Below are 17,982 nucleotides of genomic sequence, written 5' to 3' on the forward strand. Positions count from 1 at the left end.
TTGAAAAGGAAAAAGTCGCATCTTTTTAAGATACGACCTTCCCATTATTGATTACCTTTTTCTATAAAGGAGGCAATCGCACTCGCTACTTCTTCCGGAGTCTCAAAAAGACCCATATGGCCAGCCTTCTCAATCACTTCCTGTGTGATATGATCCCCACTTACTGTAAATACTTTTTCAATCGGTACTACCCCATCTTTAGCACCCGCTACGAGCAGAACGGGAATCGTTACCTTCTCCAGTACAGAATTTTTATCTTCACGATTTTTCATAGCCATTAAAGCACCAATAATTCCTGTTGGTCTCGTTTCTATCCCTATATCTATTAATGACTTAAGCATCTCTTCTTCATTTTCACGTGTTTCTTTGGACAATAGTTTCGGAATCAAATCATGAATAAAAAGGGAGACTCCCTGTTCTTCCACTGTCGAGACACCTGCAGACCTATTTTTCTTTGCTTCCGGAGAATCCGGCAGTGCAGTAGAGTGAATAAGACCATATCCCCTGACAAGCTCAGGATGGTGTTCAACGAAATCAAGTGTAATATAGCCACCCATAGAATGGCCAAATACATAAGCATCCTTTAAATCGTGTTCCATAAAGAATTCATATAAATCCTCTGCCATATCATGAATACTGTATCCAATCTTTGTCGTTTCAGTTTCTCCATGACCTCTTACATCAACCGCTAACACGCGGTAGGTTTCTTTTAAATAAGGAATGACTTTCTGCCAATACTCCTTGCTTCCGCAAAAACCATGGATCAAAATAACTGGTTGGCCTGCTCCTTCTTCCTTATAAGCTAATTTTACACGGGTATCTTCCATATTCGCCACTCCTTTACAAGTATCAAATTTTCTTACTTATTTTCTTCTTCCTGACATCCGCTTTTATACATAGCTTGTTAAACCTAATCCATTCCTTCCCTCCGCTTTTCGCGGACGGTTCGTGGAGCCTTCTCGGCGGTACGCTTATCGGGGGTCTCATTTGAATTCAATTTTCTAAGCAAGGAGTCTTTAAGCTAGCCACTCCTATCAACCAGCAATCATCAACAATGAACTTATGTATATAGAATTCCATTTTTATAAGATAGTTCAAACAGCATGTGATAATTGGGTCCTATCCCCTACTCCCCCTCTTTCCCTCACCATTATTTAACATTTATTCATATCATGCATATGCTAAAGGTAGATCATCAGAGGAGGAGAATATATGGCTCAAAATAATAAGAATGGTCCACTCGATCCACTCCGTAACTTCATCTCACAAATGGATGATTTGTTAACCGAAAACACGAGAAGTGGATTATTACAGTCGATGGATGGTTTTTTTCAAAATCAAAAACTATTTGCAAGCTTTCCTGTTGAATGGGAAGAAACAGATACTCACTATATTATCCAAGCACATATTGCAGGGGTAGATAAGAAATACATTGAAATTGATATATCAGGAAACAAATTAACTATATCATATGAAAGCATTCGAAAAGAAAATACGGGTAATCAAACCTTCACGACAGAAAAGCAGACAAAATCAAGGAGCTTCACATTCCATTATCCGATTGACGAGGAACAAATCGAAGCAACACATGAGAATGGTCTATTAACCGTTAAAGTGCCCAAATCACGAAAAAAACGCATATCTATTCAATAAGTAAAAAACTGCCGATTTATAACCGGCAGTTTTTATGTGGTCACTTTAAAAATCGAACCTACACCTTTCACTAGGTTGGAAACCTGATTCATTGAATTTAACATCATTCCCGCAGTATCAATCATTTTATTAAAATCAATACTGCCTTCTTGGGTCTTAAATTGATTAAGAACTGATGATAAATTATTCCCTTGATTTTTTTGCATAAAGCTTTGCTTGGGGTAAGGGTTTGTAATAGGGAAATTTGTTTGCTGAGAAGGATAAAAATCTTCATCCTGCGAATATAATGGATTTTGGAATGGATTCACTTGCTGCTTAGGATAATGATTTAACATTTCCTGTGGTGGAATCCCATAAAAATTTTGATTATCCACCACACCGCCATTCATAGGCATACCTCCCTGATATTGTTCCATATGATAGGGATTCTGTGATGGCTGCGGATAGAAATGGTTATGATAATAGGGTTGGTAAGCACGGTTACCTTCAAACGGATTCATTTGTTGCTGCTGAACTCCCTCGGCTCCCCAAATACCCTGTGGATGAACCTGGGGTGAAGAAGCTCCCCCGGGCCCTGAATAGATGGTTCTGTATTCATGGGGCGACAAATAGGATCCAGCTGGCATGCCATAATAAGTATCAAGATCACCATTCCTCATTCTGGCTTTCTTATCAAAATGTTGTTTAAGCATAACTCTCCCTCCGCTCTTGCTATATACTATACAGTATGCAACAGCAGAGATTGGGTGCTACAGAGTCACTGACCGCTTACACTCTCCATTTGTATCTGTTCAAGTACAAACAAAGCCGCATTACAGTGTTTAATAAATCTCGACTTGCTTGATTCCGGAAAATAACAATGGACAGACACTTGCAATACATTATTATGAGTATTTGTTATTTGCATAGGTGATATATATTTAGGTCGATTGTCCGCTACCCATTGTTCAGCATCTACCAGCCAATCATCTGCCAAAAGCTTGACACGGTCAGCGAAAGGCTTTATTACAGTATGGAAATCAGCGTGCGAATCGTTTTCTCGCGCATTCCTATAAATTCTTTCAGCCTCGTTTACAATCTTTATTAATTCATTATTTTTTTGGTAAAATTCCGCTTTCATTGTGTTTCATCCTTGCTCTTTTTACCTTATCTAAACAGAATTTCAGAGAAAAAGAAACTATCTTGTTTTTGTTTATGTTAAATGAACCAAGCTAAAGCCTTGAAATGGTGTATCTTTTTTGTAATCTCCAATATGGTCATTCGCTTTATATTGAATAGCCGCCATATCCATTTCGAACTTCCTTGATTCTTTTTTTATAGCATACGTATACTCCGCTATTGTTTCTTTCGCTTCATTATCTGTTTGTTTATTCATTTCTTCTTCCAGCGCTAGAATTTCCTGTTCCAATTCCTTCAGCAATGTAATGATATTTTCTTTGGAATTCATGCCGTTCACCCTTCCCTCTTTCTTATAACCTAAAGTTTCGATTTATCTATCTTAATCCCTTCATAGACGACAAAACTAGAAGGGTATCGGCAAAGAAAATAGAGAACCGCATAGATATGCTTTCTTCGACAAGACAAACTGTATAAACGAACAAAACATAGACAACCTAATAAAAGGAGGTGCAGTTATGAAAAAAAATACATCAGCAGCACAGGAACAAAAAAAGAAAAATACTAATGAATCCAGAAAACATACGGGCAATCCAAAATTAGATGGACCCGATAAGCCATCTACTTGAAGATTCATGTTCTTCATTCTTAAGCCGGAGTAATTTACTCCGGCTTTTATTAATTTTCGCAGCCATCAATCATTAACTACATGTATCCCATCCTACAAAGAGAACCCCACCAGTTCATTGATTAGCTAAAAAGTTCCTTTGACGAATCTGAACTATTATTATAAACTTCGAAGTGCCTAAAGTTTCGTTTAAATTCTATTAATTTAGTATTTTAATTAAGAGAAAGCTTGGTTTTCTTCATATAAAATTACATATCCGAGAGGATTTTACAGCTATTTCAAACTTTCTCTATATGCGGTAAGGAATTTTACAAATTTGATGTTATTTTTGTTATGATAAGGATGGGCTTGGAGGGATACTATGGCTATAAAATATCCTAATGGAAAACAATACAATCCGATTCAGAATTCCGGCAGCAAAGTAAGTAAACAGAAAAAAGTGGATTATTCTAATCGAGGAATGACATTGGAGGCTGACTTAAACGAAACAAATCTTTATTATATAGAGAATAACATTGCAATTGTTCACAAAAAACCAACACCTGTTCAGATTGTGAATGTATCTTATCCAAAGAGGAGCGCTGCAGTCATTAAGGAAGCTTATTTTAAGCAAGCCTCCACAACCGATTATAACGGTGTTTATAAAGGACGGTATATTGATTTTGAAGCAAAAGAAACCAAACAAACAACATCCTTCCCATTAAAAAACTTCCATGAGCATCAGATTGTTCATATGCGTAATATCATCCAACATGATGGAATAGCCTTTATCATTATACGATTTAGTGTAACAGAGGAAATCTATTTCTTGCCGGCTGATGCACTGATTTATTATTGGGAAGAGATGATATCTGGCGGTAGAAAATCAATACCGAAAAAGGATATTGAACATATAGGTGAAGTGATTCCACTTGGGTTTTCGCCAAGAATTGACTATATTAAGATAATTGACAAAAAATATGGTACCCAACTATTTTAATTGGTCCTTTATCCTGAAAGGAAGGTATGTAATACAATGTCTGATCAATATAAAACGAGGACAGAAAAAAGGAATCTTGCAAATTCCAAAAAAACCAAACAAAAGCAAAAGAAACAATCCAAATCATTAATTAAGAGAATACTTATTGTTTTGGCAACACTATTCATCATTGCGGGCATTTCAGTTGGTGGAGTCTTCGCTTATTGGGCAGTTACAGCGCCCGAAATTGATGATAAATTGCTAATTGATCCTATATCTTCGAAAATATACGATAAAAACGGTGATATATATACAGAAATAGGCTCTGAGACAAGAGATTACGTCGACTTCAAAGACGTTCCTAAATTAATGGAAAATGCTATCCTTGCGACAGAAGATGTGCGATTTTATAAGCACCATGGTATTGATATTATACGTGTCGGCGGAGCTTTGGTCGGTAACATAACAGGCGGCTTCGGTTCTCAAGGAGGAAGTACCATTACCCAACAGGTAGTGAAAAACTCATTCCTAAAATCAGAAAAAACGATAAAACGTAAAGTACAGGAAATGTACCTTGCTTTTCAACTCGAGCAAAAATACTCGAAAGAACAAATATTTGAAATGTATGTGAACAAAGTTTATATGTCTTCCGGTGTTCATGGGTTTTCAACAGCATCTAAGCTATACTTTGGCAAAGAATTAAACGAGCTAACTTTGTCTGAAGCTGCCACCTTGGCAGGTATGCCGCAAAGTCCAAATAACTATAACCCATTTACGCATACTGAAAAAGCGGAAAAACGAAGAAACATCGTACTGAAACTGATGGAAAAGGCTGGATTTATCTCTGCGGAGGAACGAGCGAAAGCGGAAGCTGAAAGTTTAGAAAAAAGCTTGGTTCCAGAAGAACAACGTGAGAAAACCACAAATACAAAATATAATGCCATTATTGATCAAGTTATCGATGAAGTTGAAAAAATCGGTGATTACAATATCTACACCGATGGTCTACAAGTGTATACATCAATTGATCCTGACGCACAGGAACTGATGGAAGAAATATTGAATAGTGATAAATATATCTCCTATCCAAATGATAAATTCCAAGCCGGTACTGTCTTTATGGATACGAAAACCGGTGAAATTATGGCAATGGGCGGTGGAAGAAACCAGGAAGTTGCCCGTGGCTTTAACTATGCTACAGATTTAAAAACAAGGCAGCCTGGTTCAACCATTAAACCAATTCTTGATTACGGTCCAGCAATTGAGTATTTAAAATGGTCAACCGCTCAGACAATTGAAGATGAACCATATAAATATAGTTCCGGACAATCAATCGGAAGTGCGACGGGTACCTATAAAGGAAATGTAACAATTCGTGAAGCGCTTTATAAATCACTGAACGTCCCTGCCGTTAAAACACTCCAAGAGGTTGGTCCAGAGCGAGCTGGTGAATTCGCGAAAAAATTAGGTGTTGACTTTGGAGAAATATATGAAGCATCCGCAATCGGCGGTGTAGACAAAGCAGCATCCCCTCTGCAAATGGCTGGTGCCTATGCTGCATTCGGTAATGAGGGTATTTTTAATGAACCGCATGTCGTAAAGAAAGTCGTTCTTAGAGATAATGATACGGTCATTGAAACGGCTCCTGAACCACAAGTAGCCATGAAGGATTATACAGCCTTTATGATTACAAACATTTTGCAGGATGTTGTAACGAAAGGTACAGGTACTGCAGCCAATATTCCAGGTCTTCATATCGCAGCAAAAACTGGAACAACAAACTACTCTGCAGAAGACCGGGCAAAATATAATATCAGTAAAAGCAGTTCACCGGATGCATGGTTTATCGGCTATACAACCAATTACACCATGTCTGTTTGGACGGGATATGACCAACAGTTAAAAAATCCGATGAGCAAGCAAGAAACAAAAATTGCTGCAAAAATCTTTAAAACAATGATGGGCAAAATGTCTGAGAATGTGACAACTGATAATTTTAAACAGCCAAGTTCAGTTGTGAAAGTTGCCCTTGAAAAAGGAACAAACGCTAAAGCAAGTGAATATACACCAAGTGATCAAATTGTTTATGAGTACTTTGTAAAAGGACATGAGCCTACTAAAACATCAGAGAAATATTCAAAACTGGATGCCCCTTCTGGTCTTAACGCCGCTTTTGATGAAGCATCCAATCGAATAAATGTCAGCTGGAGATATGATTCTAATGACGCTGAATTTAATGTTCAGGTTGCCGTGGATGGCGGAGCCAAACAAACGTTAACCACTACAAAAGAAACATCATTCAGCCTTGATGCTCCTAAAGCCGGCAGTAAGTATGTCTTCTATGTTACCGCCATTGAAGGTAGCCAGGAAAGTGATACAGCGTCTGCTTCCGTATCTATTCCTGAAGCAGCTCCTGAAGAAGAGGAACAGCCAGAAGAACCGGCTGAGGAAAACACAGAGGATCCAAACCAACCTACCACGCCGGATAACGGAAACGAAAATGAAGAGGAACCAAACGAAGGGAACAAACCTGAAGAAGGCAATAACCCTGGTAATGAGAATGGAAATGGAAATGGGAATAACCCTGATGAGGGTACCCCCCCTGGCGAAGGTGAAACACCTGAGGAAGGGAATAATCCTGAAGAAGGAAACACCCCTGGTGAAGGCCAGCCAAATGAACCCGAAGAACAACAGGATGATGGGCAAGAACAGCCTGCTGCGAGAAGCAATGGTGCTTCCCAGCCTAACGAAACATCCTATCTAATTCCTCCTGCTATTCAAGAATTGCCAAGACATATACGTAAAATTGCTTAAAGCAAAAAAAGATCGGACCTAATCAGGTCCGATCTTTTTTTATTCTCTATCATGAATATTTATTTAAAGCAGCCATTTTTGCCGCAATTTTGATTTGTTCTTCCATTAAGCTCTTTAACTGCATAAAGCTTGGATAAAAGTATGGCCTTGCCAAAATAAATGGCAAACGTTCTTCAACATTCACAGGCTTACCTTTTAATTCCTTTAAAGATACTGGGAAGTCGCGTAAATTAACAGGCACTTGATTGGACCAATACAACAACGATAAATATAGGACAATCCCTTTTAACATATAGGGTTTAATTGCATTTTTTTCTCTGTTTGAGAACAATACTTCCAATTGACGGACATTTTCTGCCCATTCATCGCCTATTTGTTCTCTTACATTCAGAAAATCATCCCAGGGCCTATATAGTTCTTTGTCTTTATAATAGAAATACTCATATGGAAAACCTTGATTAAAGGCCAATCGATTCCATTGCCTATAATCCTGTTCATCAAGATGATTATATTCAAAGCTAAAGGCTTCATGAGTTAGTTCCAGATTATTCATTTACTTTTTCCTGCTGCTTTCATTCTTTTTTTCCCTTCACGGCAAAGCAAGAGCATTGGACATTGCTCACATTTTGGTGATTGGGCTTTACAATGGTATCTGCCGAAGAAAATCATCCGGTGGTGTGTAATGGACCATTCCTCTTCAGGTATTCTCCTCATTAATGTTTTTTCAACCTCTAAGACAGAATCCTTCCACCGGCAGATGCCCAGCCGTTTACTCACTCTCTCTACATGGGTATCCACAGCAATGGCAGGTGTACCATATGCCACTGAAACAACTACGTTCGCTGTTTTTCTTCCTACCCCTGGCAGCTCGACTAATAAATCTCGATCATCAGGAACAACCCCATTATACTTTTCTAAAATAATTTGAGATAGTTTCTGGATATTTTTCGCTTTGTTTCTGAATAATCCAATTGAGCGAATATCATTCTCTAATTCACTAAGAGGTACAGAAAGGAAATCCTCTGGTTTCTTATATTTTTGAAAAAGATTTTTTGTTACTTTATTAACTAATGCGTCCGTACATTGTGCTGATAAAACAACTGCTACTACTAATTCAAATGGATTAGAGTGATTTAATTCGCAATGGGCCTCAGGAAACATTTTTCTCATTTCATCGAGACAATATCGAATTTGTGTATTTGTTAGCATCTTTCTATCCGCCTCTCCCTCTGTTCACTTTTTTTCAACGAATAAAAAGACCGGATAAAGGTTCTATCCTGGTCTATCGATTACTATTTATTCGAGCCAATTATATAATGGCAACTCTTTGGCCACTGGAACGGTTTTAGCAGGAGTTTTCTTCGTAAAGCTTCTGAACCGCTCACTGTGTACTTTTGCTTGTTCCAGAGTCTTGATGCCATTCTTCTTCCAATCAAACAAAATTCGATCAATATATCTGAAGCTAAGCTTCCCTGAGATGACCGCTTCTTTAAGAGCAGCTTTAACTAAATCAGGTGAATGTTGGTCCTCATCCAACCACATTGCCAATGTTTCTCCTTCAAAAGGCGACAATGGGCGGCCAAATTCCTTTTCGAAAATGGTATATAAGGATTCACTCTTGATTACTTTCTCTTCAAAATCAGTTTGCTTAGCATCTTTCAAATAATGATAGGCTAACTTTTCAAATAATGGCTTTATTGTATAACTTTCAAAACCTGGTTTTTCATCTTCTGTAATCTCTAAAAACCCGTGCTGAACCAGCTTTCTGAGTATATTGGTACAATCCATTTCTGTCAGGTTCATGACAGATGAAATTTCAGCAGGTGTTGGAAAATAATTTCCGTTCATCGAAAAGTTTTGAACATGCAGTAAAAGCATCATTTCCTGCTCCGTTAATCCCATCTCCTTGTAACTAGTTAACAAATAGGAGGGGATGACAACATTCGCCTGCTTGATCCAATTCGACAGATTTTTTATAGTCATAATTCGACACCTCACATTTTAGTATACCATGTATGCTGATTTTGAAGTACGGAAAAATAAAACCTGACAATAAAATAAATTGCCAGGTTTCAATTGACTATTAAGGATATAGACGATTTAAAAGACGTGGGAATGGAATAGTTTCACGAACATGTTCCACGCCGCTTATCCAAGCAACTGTTCTCTCAAGTCCTAGCCCAAAGCCAGAATGAGGAACAGAACCATATTGTCTTAATTCATAATACCATTGGTAAGCATCCATACTTAAATTATGTTCATCAAGTCGGGCTTTCAACAGATCCATATCGTGAACACGTTCAGATCCGCCAATGATTTCTCCGTAGCCTTCTGGAGCAATTAAATCTGCGCATAAAACGACATCATCACGATCAGGAGCAGGCTGCATGTAGAACGGCTTGATTGCTGTAGGATAGTGCGTGATAAATACAGGTTTATCAAAGCTTTCTGCAATTGCTGTTTCATGAGGAGCACCGAAATCGTCACCCCACTCAATATCATCAAAGCCTTTTTCATGTAAGAATTTAATCGCATCATCATACGTAATTCTAGGGAATGGTGCTTTGATCTTCTCTAATTTAGAAGTATCTCTTCCTAATGTTTTCAGTTCAATTACGCAATTTTCGAGTACAGCTTGTACAATATAAGAGACATATTGCTCTTGAACTTCAAGATTCTCATTGAATTCAACAAATGCCATCTCAGGCTCGATCATCCAGAATTCAATTAAATGACGTCTTGTTTTGGATTTCTCTGCGCGGAATGTAGGACCAAAGGAGAATACTTTGCCTAATGCCATCGCTGCAGCTTCCATATATAACTGTCCACTTTGTGAAAGGTAAGCATCTTCATCAAAGTATTTAGTTGCAAACAATTCTGAAGTTCCTTCTGGAGCACTTCCTGTAAGAATCGGTGGATCTACTTTTACGAAACCTTCTTTATTAAAGAATTCATAAGTAGCTCGGATGATTTCATTACGGATCTTCATGACGGCATGCTGGCGTTTTGAACGAAGCCATAAATGTCTGTGATCCATTAGGAACTCAGTTCCATGCTGTTTTGGTGTAATTGGATAATCAACCGATTCTGCAATGACTTCCAGTCCTGTTACAAGGAGTTCGTAACCAAATGGGGAGCGCTCATCTTCCTGAACAATCCCTGTTACCCACACGGAAGTTTCCTGTGTAATCTTTTTAGCCATGTTAAAGAGTTCTTCTTCAACTTCTGCTTTTACCACTACACCTTGAATAAAGCCAGTGCCATCACGCAATTGTAAGAAAGCAATTTTCCCGGAAGAACGTTTATTGGCAATCCAGGCTCCTATCTTAACTTCTTCATTTACATATTTATAAACTTCATTAATTGTACATTTCACATTTTTTCCCTCCAAAGCTTAACAAAACCAGGTTATGTACCCTATTCATTATACAAGTACAAAAATAGACAAGCAAATACAAATTTTCACCTGTAAATAAAATCAATAATTCCGATACATTGTCTTTCATTTAACAGTCTCTGCCAATTAAGAAATAATCTCTAAATCCTTTTGTATTTAGACCTGTAATGTCTATTATCTTCGCCTGGAATGTAGATAAATTTTAACATAAGGATAACTTTCCATTCACTGTTCAGCTAAAAAAAATCATTCATAAAAACACCCCTTAGAGGCAGATTAGGCATCTTCCTTAAGGGGCCGTTACGTTGCCGCATCTATCACTCTCTATTTATTCAGCTTTAGTTGCTGCTTTATTCGTAACATATTCTTTTATACGTTTAACAGCTTCACGAAGTGAATCTAACGATGTTGCATAGGATAAACGAATGTAATTAGGTGCTCCAAAACCTGAGCCAGGTACAACTGCTACAAGAGCATTTTCCAATAAATCTTTTACAAACTCATCCACATTTTGAAAACCGCACATTTCCGCTGTTTTTGAGACATTTGGGAAAAGATAGAAGGCTCCCTGAGGTTTAAGACAAGTCAAACCAGGAATCTCGAGCAATTGGTCATAAATGGCATCCAATCTTTGTTCAAAAGCACTTCGCATGACCTCTACTTGATCCTGCGGCCCTGTGTATGCTTCAATAGCTGCATATTGAGCTGTCGTTGTTGGATTGGACGTACTATGGCTGGCCAGGTTCGTCATCGCTTTAATTAAAGCCTGATCACCTGCCGCATATCCAATTCTCCATCCTGTCATGGAATGAGATTTAGAAACTCCATTAATTACGATGGTTTGCTGTTTAAGCTCCTCTGAAAGCTCGGCTATCGAAATGTGTTGGTCGTTATGATACACCAATTTTTCATAAATTTCATCTGAAACTATCACTATATCATGTTTCAAACAAACTTCTCCAATTGCTTTCAATTCTTCAGCCGTATAAATCATACCGGTTGGATTACTTGGTGAATTGATAATAAGCGCTCTCGTTTTTTCAGTAATGGCCTCTTCAATTTGTTCAGGCATTACTTTAAACTGATTCTCTTCCTTCCCCTCAATATAGACAGGCACCCCATCAGCTAATTTGACCTGTTCCGGATAACTTACCCAGTAAGGAGTTGGGATGAGCACTTCATCTTCTTCATCTAAAATCGCTTGAAAAAGAGTGTACAAGGCATGTTTTGCACCGGAAGCGATAAAAATTTGATCAGTACTATAGGTTAAGCCCTGGTCTTTTAAAAGTTTATCGGCTACAACCTCACGCAAGGATTGCAATCCGGCAGATGGAGTATATTTTGTTTGACCATCCTGCATAGACTTTTGTGCTGCTTCAAGTATGTTTCCAGGCGTATTAAAGTCCGGCTCCCCGGCTCCCAATCCAATGATATCGAGTCCCTGTGCTTTTAGCGCTTTTGCTTTTGCTGTTATCGCAAGTGTTGATGATGGTGTTAATGCTGATACTCTGTTTGCTAATTTCATCTCAGTTCCATCTCCATCCTACAAATTATCATAATTACGTATTAAATCACCTGTTTTAAAATTCAGGTAGTAATAACCATAGAGACCTTTATTATTTTTATAGGTAATTTCCCATAAGGGTTGATCATGTTCCATCCCAAGATGGGCGGATACAATTTCACTTACCTTCTTTTTCTCTTTTACGATTGCGATGGCTTCCTTTTTACTAATACCCTCTGAAAGAGCAATAACCTGGCTTTTTTTCTTTTTATCATCCGGTACCCAAACACCAATCTTTTTGCCATCTGCTGTTTTTCCCGTTATGACACTCCATGTTTCATTTCCATTATATAAATAAAAATCATCCACATCTGTCATTTTGGCAGTTTCCCGGGCAACCTCTTCTGCATTCTTCTTAGCAGCATTTTTGGGACTGTCACCGGCATAAATCGCCTGTATATAGAGACCACTGCCAATCAGGATAATAATCGCTATGCTCCAAATTACTTTTTTCATGTCTGCATCCTTTCAAATTATGTACGATAGATTGAAAAAACGGCCGTTTGCTGGTCTTGTTTATCCAATGCCAAACCAAACATTAAATCCTCTTTTTTCAGTGTTTTATTGAGAGAATCAACGATTTTATATAAATCACTTGTGTAAGTTACTTTTACACTTGATAACTGTTCAACTTTACTGCCCATTTTAATTCCCCCCACAATGTAACGTTCTATTTATTCCAGCGTCGTTCACATTATATCAGAATAAAATAGTCAGAGTCTTTTGTTAGATCAATCAATTTTACATGCTTATTTATTCTTGTAAATTAAGTTTATATAATTCAGGCCTTGTTTAAACTGTTCTTTTTCCCGCCTAATCAATTCATTCTCGAGTAAGACCCATATGCCACTGTTATCATAATCGGGGAAAGCATTTAACTGACTTCTTAGATTAATGATTAACTCTGATAATACATCCTCATCTGACTGATTCATATTCATTTGGACTGGCGCCTCAACCATTATAATCCTGGAACTTCCATCATAAGCATACCTAACTTCATTCCAACCTGAGAACGTCATTAATAGAATGGATTGGTTAATGGCCAGATGATTTCTCAGCATTTTGATAGCCGAACCCGAAGATAGTCCCTGTGCCTGCAACTGTATATGTTTAAAATCAGTTAATCCCTTCATCTCATTATATATTTTTTTCATCGATTCTTGTGAATGAAATAAGAGAATTAAATGATTTTGTTGGTTTCGTATCAAATCAATAACAGAATGAACTGTTTTTCCATTGATTTCAGGCAGAATCGTTAAATAATGGCGCTTTAATGGGGGAATCACTTTTTTGAAAACACTGTTTTCCAAAACTCCCAATTCCCTGGAAATATAATAAAAAGATCCTTCCACAGTCAGAACATCTGAAAGAAATAAAGTATGATGCGGCTGTATAATGTAATCTTGAATCCACTTTGCTACCGACAATGGCCGTGCATAAAGTTGCAATGAATTTTTATGTCCTTTTAGATTCCAGTTCATCCAAACCAGGTCATTTGAATCTTGGTCTTTAAAGAACCTATTTACATTAGAACGGATTACACTCATTTCTAAAGTTAATTTGGTTAACTCATCAATCATATTAAGCTGGCTTCGCTTTAATTTCTCGATGGGTATCTGGTTTAATATCGAAAGGATTTGATGGAATTGATCCAATAAAGAATTCATGGATTCATACAATTCAATTGCTTCTCTTTTTAATTTATGCATGATTTGTATGTCGTTATATTTGGTGGTATCCAGTTTACACTGAGCTCTGGGTCCATCCATATCCGTGTTGTTTTTAATTCCAAAGATGAATAGGGTTTCGAAAAACCGTTCAATCTGACTCCCGACCTCTTCTAAGATCACCATTACTTGTTTTTCATTAAATGGTTCAACCGTTTTTTCCTTTAGGAGTGTTGTAACAGCTCTTAGTAATTGACGATTATCCAAAGTACCAATTTTATTCAAAAGATTTCTCAGCTCTACATAACTCATCTCTTTCGTTAATCCTCTTTGAACGGAAGAAGGAAAATAAGTAGCTTCTTCAATCAAATAATAGGGGTTACTGCTTAAAAAATCTCCTGTCTGTATATCTGAAACAAGGCTCTTGTGAGTTGTGAGAATAATCCTTGACTGCTTAGACTTCATAATTTGTCTTGTATAGAAATCCCGTTCTGTCCATGGCTTAAGCAAGCGTGGGTGCAGACTGGCATGGTGTGATACTTCCTTCCAAAACTCTTTTCCACCGGAAGATAAATTCAATTCTTCCAAACAGCCTGTATTGGTCATCGTGAGCCAAACTAATAATTGCATTTTTGCGATGGTACTCTCATAATTTTGCTGTTTCTCTCGCAGTGTTTGCTCAAATTTCGGCAAGCTTAAATACTGCTCCTTTGAATGCAAAATACTAATTTGTTTATGTATCGGATTTAACGAATGATCACTATAAATAGAATCCATTACTTGTTTTATGGTGAATTTTGAATGCATAGCAATCGTTACCTGAGCTTTGTTTTCACTGGCAAACTCAAAAACGGCTTTTAAATGCCCCGCAAAATTGTTAGTACCATCTTCTACTAAACTGATTTTATGATCTTTCAAGGTGTTTTTAAGAATCTGGATGCCTTGTTCATCCAAAGGAACAGAGTTCTTCTCATCCTGTCGATCGATAAGATGCGGAATTGGTTTCTCTTTTGTGATTGCGATTCCACGGTAGATATCCAAATCTGGTCTCCACGGCTCACTCACCGTTGAATATTCCTCTATAATCTCAGCCAATAGTTCTTTAAGCTCACTTTTTAATAAAAAGGATAATCGATATAAGGATTTAATAGTAGGTTTCGGCAATCTCTTCAATTGAGTGTAAAACTCTAAGAATAAAAGGGCCGTTACATAAGCATCACTGTCAGCTTGATGTGGACGATCATGAAGAAAACCATAAGCTTTCCCTAGCTCCTCCAGTTTAAAACTCGACATTTCAGGGTTGACGATTTTTGCTAATTCTACTGTATCAACTGTATCACCAAGGAACCTCTCATAGCCGACACGTTCCAATTCAGCCTGCAGAAATGTCAAATCAAATAATACGTTATGAGCAACAAAAACAGCTTCATCCAACACACCGATAATATAGGGTGCCAACTCTTTAAAGGTAGGCGCTTTCTCCACATCTGCTTCAGATATACCTGTTAATTCCTGTATGAATAGAGGGATGGACCTGCCTGGGTTTATATAAGAGGAATATTGGTCTACAATCTTTCCATGCTCTATGACAATAGCAGCGATTTGAATAATTCGATCACCATTTTTTGGATTATTACCCGTTGTCTCCAAATCAATCACTACATACTTACTTTTCATTTTTAAACACCTGCTTACTTCTTCTCTAACTTGCCCTGTTCCAGTTGATTATCATGAATTCACAATAAAGATAAACTGTTATTTTTAATCATACTATTTATCTCATCGTTAGACTACCGAAGGAATGTAATTCGTTTATTCCTTTTATCGTAACCCATTACCTACTGTTATATCAAAACCACACTTATTAATCAAAGAAGATTCATAAGTATGGTTAGGGATTTAAAAAAACATGAAGCTGGGACATAACTTATAAAAAATCCTGAAAGATGAACGATGTCTAAATTAATCGACTTTTACTTATTAAAGAGTTAAGTTGGAAGAAAAAGTTCGTTCTGTTGCGCGCTTACTCCACTCGCTTTCCGGGAGGAAGGCTTTAGCTCCTCGGCTACGCCTGCTCAGGTCTCAACCTTTCCTCTACTTCCCGCAGGAGTCGATTGGCTTCCGCTACATTCCACTAAGTTTAATAATGGTATACAGGAGTGACTATAGAAAATAAATAAAAACCCGAGCTATTAGGCGAAATATTTATTAAAAATATCACCTAATAGTTCGGGGTTATCATTGACTGAAATACTTATGTTCCAGCCCCTTTGTAAAAAGCATATCGACTGCATCCAATAAATCTTCATCAATCGTAATACTGCCTACATAGTGTAAATTAGCCTCTGTAACGGTGGCTCTGTGAAGTTTTGCGTTCATCATATTTCGAAACATAATTCTCTTTCATTGGACGATTAAAGATTTATGATAATATTATCGATTAAACGGACGGACGTATATTGGACAGCTACTGCGAAGATGATTTTCCGATCATATTCATTAATCTCGCTTAACTCAGGATAGGTTAACACTTCAAAATAATCGAGTTTTCCACTGATATGACTTTGTAAAAAGTGTTTTCCCATTTCTAATGCTTCTTTTGGACCGGCTCCATTTTGCAATTCTTGTCTTATTTTGCAAAGACTTTGATAGATAAAAGGAGCTTCCACTCTTTCTTTTTCTGTCAGATTGATATTTCGCGAGCTGAGAGCAAGCCCATCTTCTTCACGTTTAATCTCTACGCCTATCAATTCAATCGGGAAATTAAAATCATAGATAAGCCCTTCCACTACAGCAACCTGTTGCGCATCTTTTAACCCGAAGTAAGCATGGTTCGGATGAACAATCGTAAATAATTTTGTTAAAACCGTTGCGACCCCATCAAAGTGTCCCGGTCTAGATTTACCGCACAAGACATCGGTGCGTTCTTGAACCTTTACTGCCACCGTTTGCTTATCGCCATACATTTCTTGTACAGTTGGGTAAAATAGATAATCCACACCGGCTTTTCGGGCCAGTTCTTCATCCCGAGCCAGATCACGTGGATACTTTTCAAAATCTTCATTCGGTCCAAATTGCAGCGGGTTTACAAAAATGCTAATGACTACAATATCATTATTTTCTCTTGCTTTTTCAATGAGAGATAAATGTCCTTCATGCAAAAAACCCATTGTCGGAACAAATCCGATGGATCGTCTCTGTTCCCTCTCCATATCAAGCGCTTCACGTAATTCTTTTATCAGGCTGATAATTTTCATCTTTCTCCTCCATACAACGAGGATCGTTCTTCTTCTTGCATCGTAAATGAATGGTCACGGTCAGGAAAGACTCCTGACTTTACTTCTTTTATATGCTCAGACAAAGCATCGCTAATCACACTATTTAAATCGGTATATGTTTTAACGAATTTCGCCACCCTGCTAACGCCGTATAACAGAACATCATGATAAACGAGAACCTGACCATCTGTTCCGTTACCTGCACCAATCCCAATGGTAGGAATCGTTAGTTGATTAGATATAGTTTCAGCGACCTGGTAAGGTACACATTCGAGCACAACAGCCATAGCTCCGGCTTCTTCGCATTTCTGTGCGTCTTCCAGTAATTTAATCGCCGCTTCACGGGTTTTCCCCTGGACCTTGTAGCCGCCAAGTACACCAACTGATTGTGGTGTTAACCCTAAATGCGCCACTACCGGTATACCCGCATCTGTCATTGCTTTGATTTTAAGAATAACCTCACCGGCACCCTCCATTTTGACCGCATCTGCTCCTGCTGTCTGCATCAGTCTGGCTGCATTTTTTAACGCCTCATCTATCGTTGAGTGATAGGTTAGAAATGGCAGATCCGTTACGATAAATGTATTAGGTGCACCCCTTTTTACAGCTTTTGTATGATGGATCATATCCTCCATAGTGACAGGAACTGTAGAATCATATCCTAACACAACCATTCCAAGGGAGTCGCCGACAAGAATCATATCGACCCCTGCTTGTTCTGCCAATTTAGCAGATGGATAATCATACGCAGTTAGCATAGAAATTTTTTCTCGTTTTTCTTTTAGTTTCAAAAAATCCATAGCAAATTTCATACTTTTCTTTCCTCCTTTTCCCTTCCGAGGAGCGAAAAACCTATTTTTCCAAATAAAAAATCCTTCCTATTACAGAAGGATTGATTGGCATA

17 protein-coding genes and 1 pseudogene are annotated in these 17,982 nt (G+C 37.8%); 3 read left to right on the forward strand and 15 right to left on the reverse strand.

Translation table 11 applies throughout. The features are described from left to right. Positions 1-44: 44 nt before the first annotated feature. A complete protein-coding gene (locus AC58NB_RS06850) occupies positions 45-827 on the reverse strand; it encodes an alpha/beta fold hydrolase (protein ID WP_497426087.1) in 783 nt (260 codons plus the stop codon). Between the two features lie 385 nt (positions 828-1,212). On the opposite strand from AC58NB_RS06850, the gene AC58NB_RS06855 reads away from it, so the two are divergent. Then, on the forward strand, positions 1,213-1,653 hold the full coding sequence (locus AC58NB_RS06855; protein ID WP_497426088.1) for an Hsp20/alpha crystallin family protein: 441 nt from the start codon (positions 1,213-1,215) through the stop codon (positions 1,651-1,653). Between the two features lie 32 nt (positions 1,654-1,685). Here AC58NB_RS06855 and AC58NB_RS06860 read toward each other — a convergent pair whose 3' ends face one another. From AC58NB_RS06860 to AC58NB_RS06870, 3 genes are all read right to left on the reverse strand, one after another. Beyond that, positions 1,686-2,345: a YppG family protein gene (locus tag AC58NB_RS06860; RefSeq protein ID WP_497426089.1), complete on the reverse strand. Its 660-nt coding sequence runs from the start codon at positions 2,343-2,345 to the stop codon at positions 1,686-1,688. A gap of 65 nt (positions 2,346-2,410) precedes the next feature. Further along, complete coding sequence (locus AC58NB_RS06865; RefSeq protein WP_497426090.1) at positions 2,411-2,773, reverse strand: YppE family protein; 363 nt, start codon at positions 2,771-2,773, stop codon at positions 2,411-2,413. A 72-nt stretch (positions 2,774-2,845) separates the two neighbouring features. Continuing rightward, positions 2,846-3,100: a hypothetical protein gene (locus AC58NB_RS06870; RefSeq protein ID WP_497426091.1), complete on the reverse strand. Its 255-nt coding sequence runs from the start codon at positions 3,098-3,100 to the stop codon at positions 2,846-2,848. A gap of 658 nt (positions 3,101-3,758) precedes the next feature. Between AC58NB_RS06870 and recU the strand changes: the two genes are divergently transcribed. Together recU and AC58NB_RS06880 are read left to right on the forward strand one after the other, a co-directional pair. Then, positions 3,759-4,376: a Holliday junction resolvase RecU gene (gene recU, locus AC58NB_RS06875; protein WP_497426092.1), complete on the forward strand. Its 618-nt coding sequence runs from the start codon at positions 3,759-3,761 to the stop codon at positions 4,374-4,376. A 36-nt stretch (positions 4,377-4,412) separates the two neighbouring features. Further along, the gene (locus AC58NB_RS06880; protein WP_497426093.1) at positions 4,413-7,169 is read left to right on the forward strand and encodes a transglycosylase domain-containing protein; all 2,757 of its coding nucleotides are present in this window, start codon (positions 4,413-4,415) and stop codon (positions 7,167-7,169) included. 49 nt (positions 7,170-7,218) lie between these two features. On the opposite strand, the gene AC58NB_RS06885 is transcribed toward AC58NB_RS06880, so the two are convergent. The 11 genes and pseudogenes from AC58NB_RS06885 to panB form a co-directional block, all read right to left on the reverse strand. Continuing rightward, positions 7,219-7,722 carry a YpoC family protein gene (locus AC58NB_RS06885; protein ID WP_497426094.1) on the reverse strand — a complete coding sequence of 168 codons (504 nt, stop codon included), beginning with the start codon at positions 7,720-7,722 and terminating at the stop codon, positions 7,219-7,221. Further along, positions 7,719-8,378, reverse strand: a complete 660-nt coding sequence (gene nth / locus AC58NB_RS06890) for an endonuclease III (protein ID WP_497426095.1) — start codon at positions 8,376-8,378, stop codon at positions 7,719-7,721. Before nth ends, AC58NB_RS06885 begins: the two co-directional genes overlap by 4 nt. Positions 8,379-8,465: 87 nt before the next feature. Next, positions 8,466-9,152, reverse strand: a complete 687-nt coding sequence (locus AC58NB_RS06895; RefSeq protein WP_497426096.1) for a DnaD domain-containing protein — start codon at positions 9,150-9,152, stop codon at positions 8,466-8,468. Positions 9,153-9,252: 100 nt separating this feature from the next. Beyond that, positions 9,253-10,545 carry an asparagine--tRNA ligase gene (asnS, locus tag AC58NB_RS06900; protein WP_497426097.1) on the reverse strand — a complete coding sequence of 431 codons (1,293 nt, stop codon included), beginning with the start codon at positions 10,543-10,545 and terminating at the stop codon, positions 9,253-9,255. Positions 10,546-10,894: 349 nt separating this feature from the next. Beyond that, complete coding sequence (locus tag AC58NB_RS06905; protein WP_497426098.1) at positions 10,895-12,091, reverse strand: pyridoxal phosphate-dependent aminotransferase; 1,197 nt, start codon at positions 12,089-12,091, stop codon at positions 10,895-10,897. A gap of 18 nt (positions 12,092-12,109) precedes the next feature. Then, the gene (locus AC58NB_RS06910) at positions 12,110-12,586 is read right to left on the reverse strand and encodes a cell wall elongation regulator TseB-like domain-containing protein (RefSeq protein WP_497426099.1); all 477 of its coding nucleotides are present in this window, start codon (positions 12,584-12,586) and stop codon (positions 12,110-12,112) included. A 17-nt stretch (positions 12,587-12,603) separates the two neighbouring features. After that, positions 12,604-12,774 carry a YpmA family protein gene (locus tag AC58NB_RS06915; protein ID WP_497426100.1) on the reverse strand — a complete coding sequence of 57 codons (171 nt, stop codon included), beginning with the start codon at positions 12,772-12,774 and terminating at the stop codon, positions 12,604-12,606. Between the two features lie 105 nt (positions 12,775-12,879). Beyond that, positions 12,880-15,477 (reverse strand): exonuclease domain-containing protein, encoded by a 2,598-nt coding sequence (locus AC58NB_RS06920; RefSeq protein ID WP_497426101.1) that lies wholly within the window; start codon positions 15,475-15,477, stop codon positions 12,880-12,882. Positions 15,478-16,077: 600 nt separating this feature from the next. Then, positions 16,078-16,194, reverse strand: a pseudogene (locus AC58NB_RS06925) (aspartate 1-decarboxylase); the annotation flags it as partial. 20 nt (positions 16,195-16,214) lie between these two features. Beyond that, a complete protein-coding gene (gene panC / locus AC58NB_RS06930) occupies positions 16,215-17,057 on the reverse strand; it encodes a pantoate--beta-alanine ligase (protein ID WP_497426102.1) in 843 nt (280 codons plus the stop codon). After that, entirely contained in the window at positions 17,054-17,890 is an 837-nt protein-coding gene (panB, locus tag AC58NB_RS06935; protein ID WP_497426103.1) for a 3-methyl-2-oxobutanoate hydroxymethyltransferase, read from the reverse strand. Before panB ends, panC begins: the two co-directional genes overlap by 4 nt. Between the last annotated feature and the right edge of the window lie 92 nt (positions 17,891-17,982).

The sequence above is a fragment of the Pradoshia sp. TA40_28 genome (assembly GCF_059694525.1).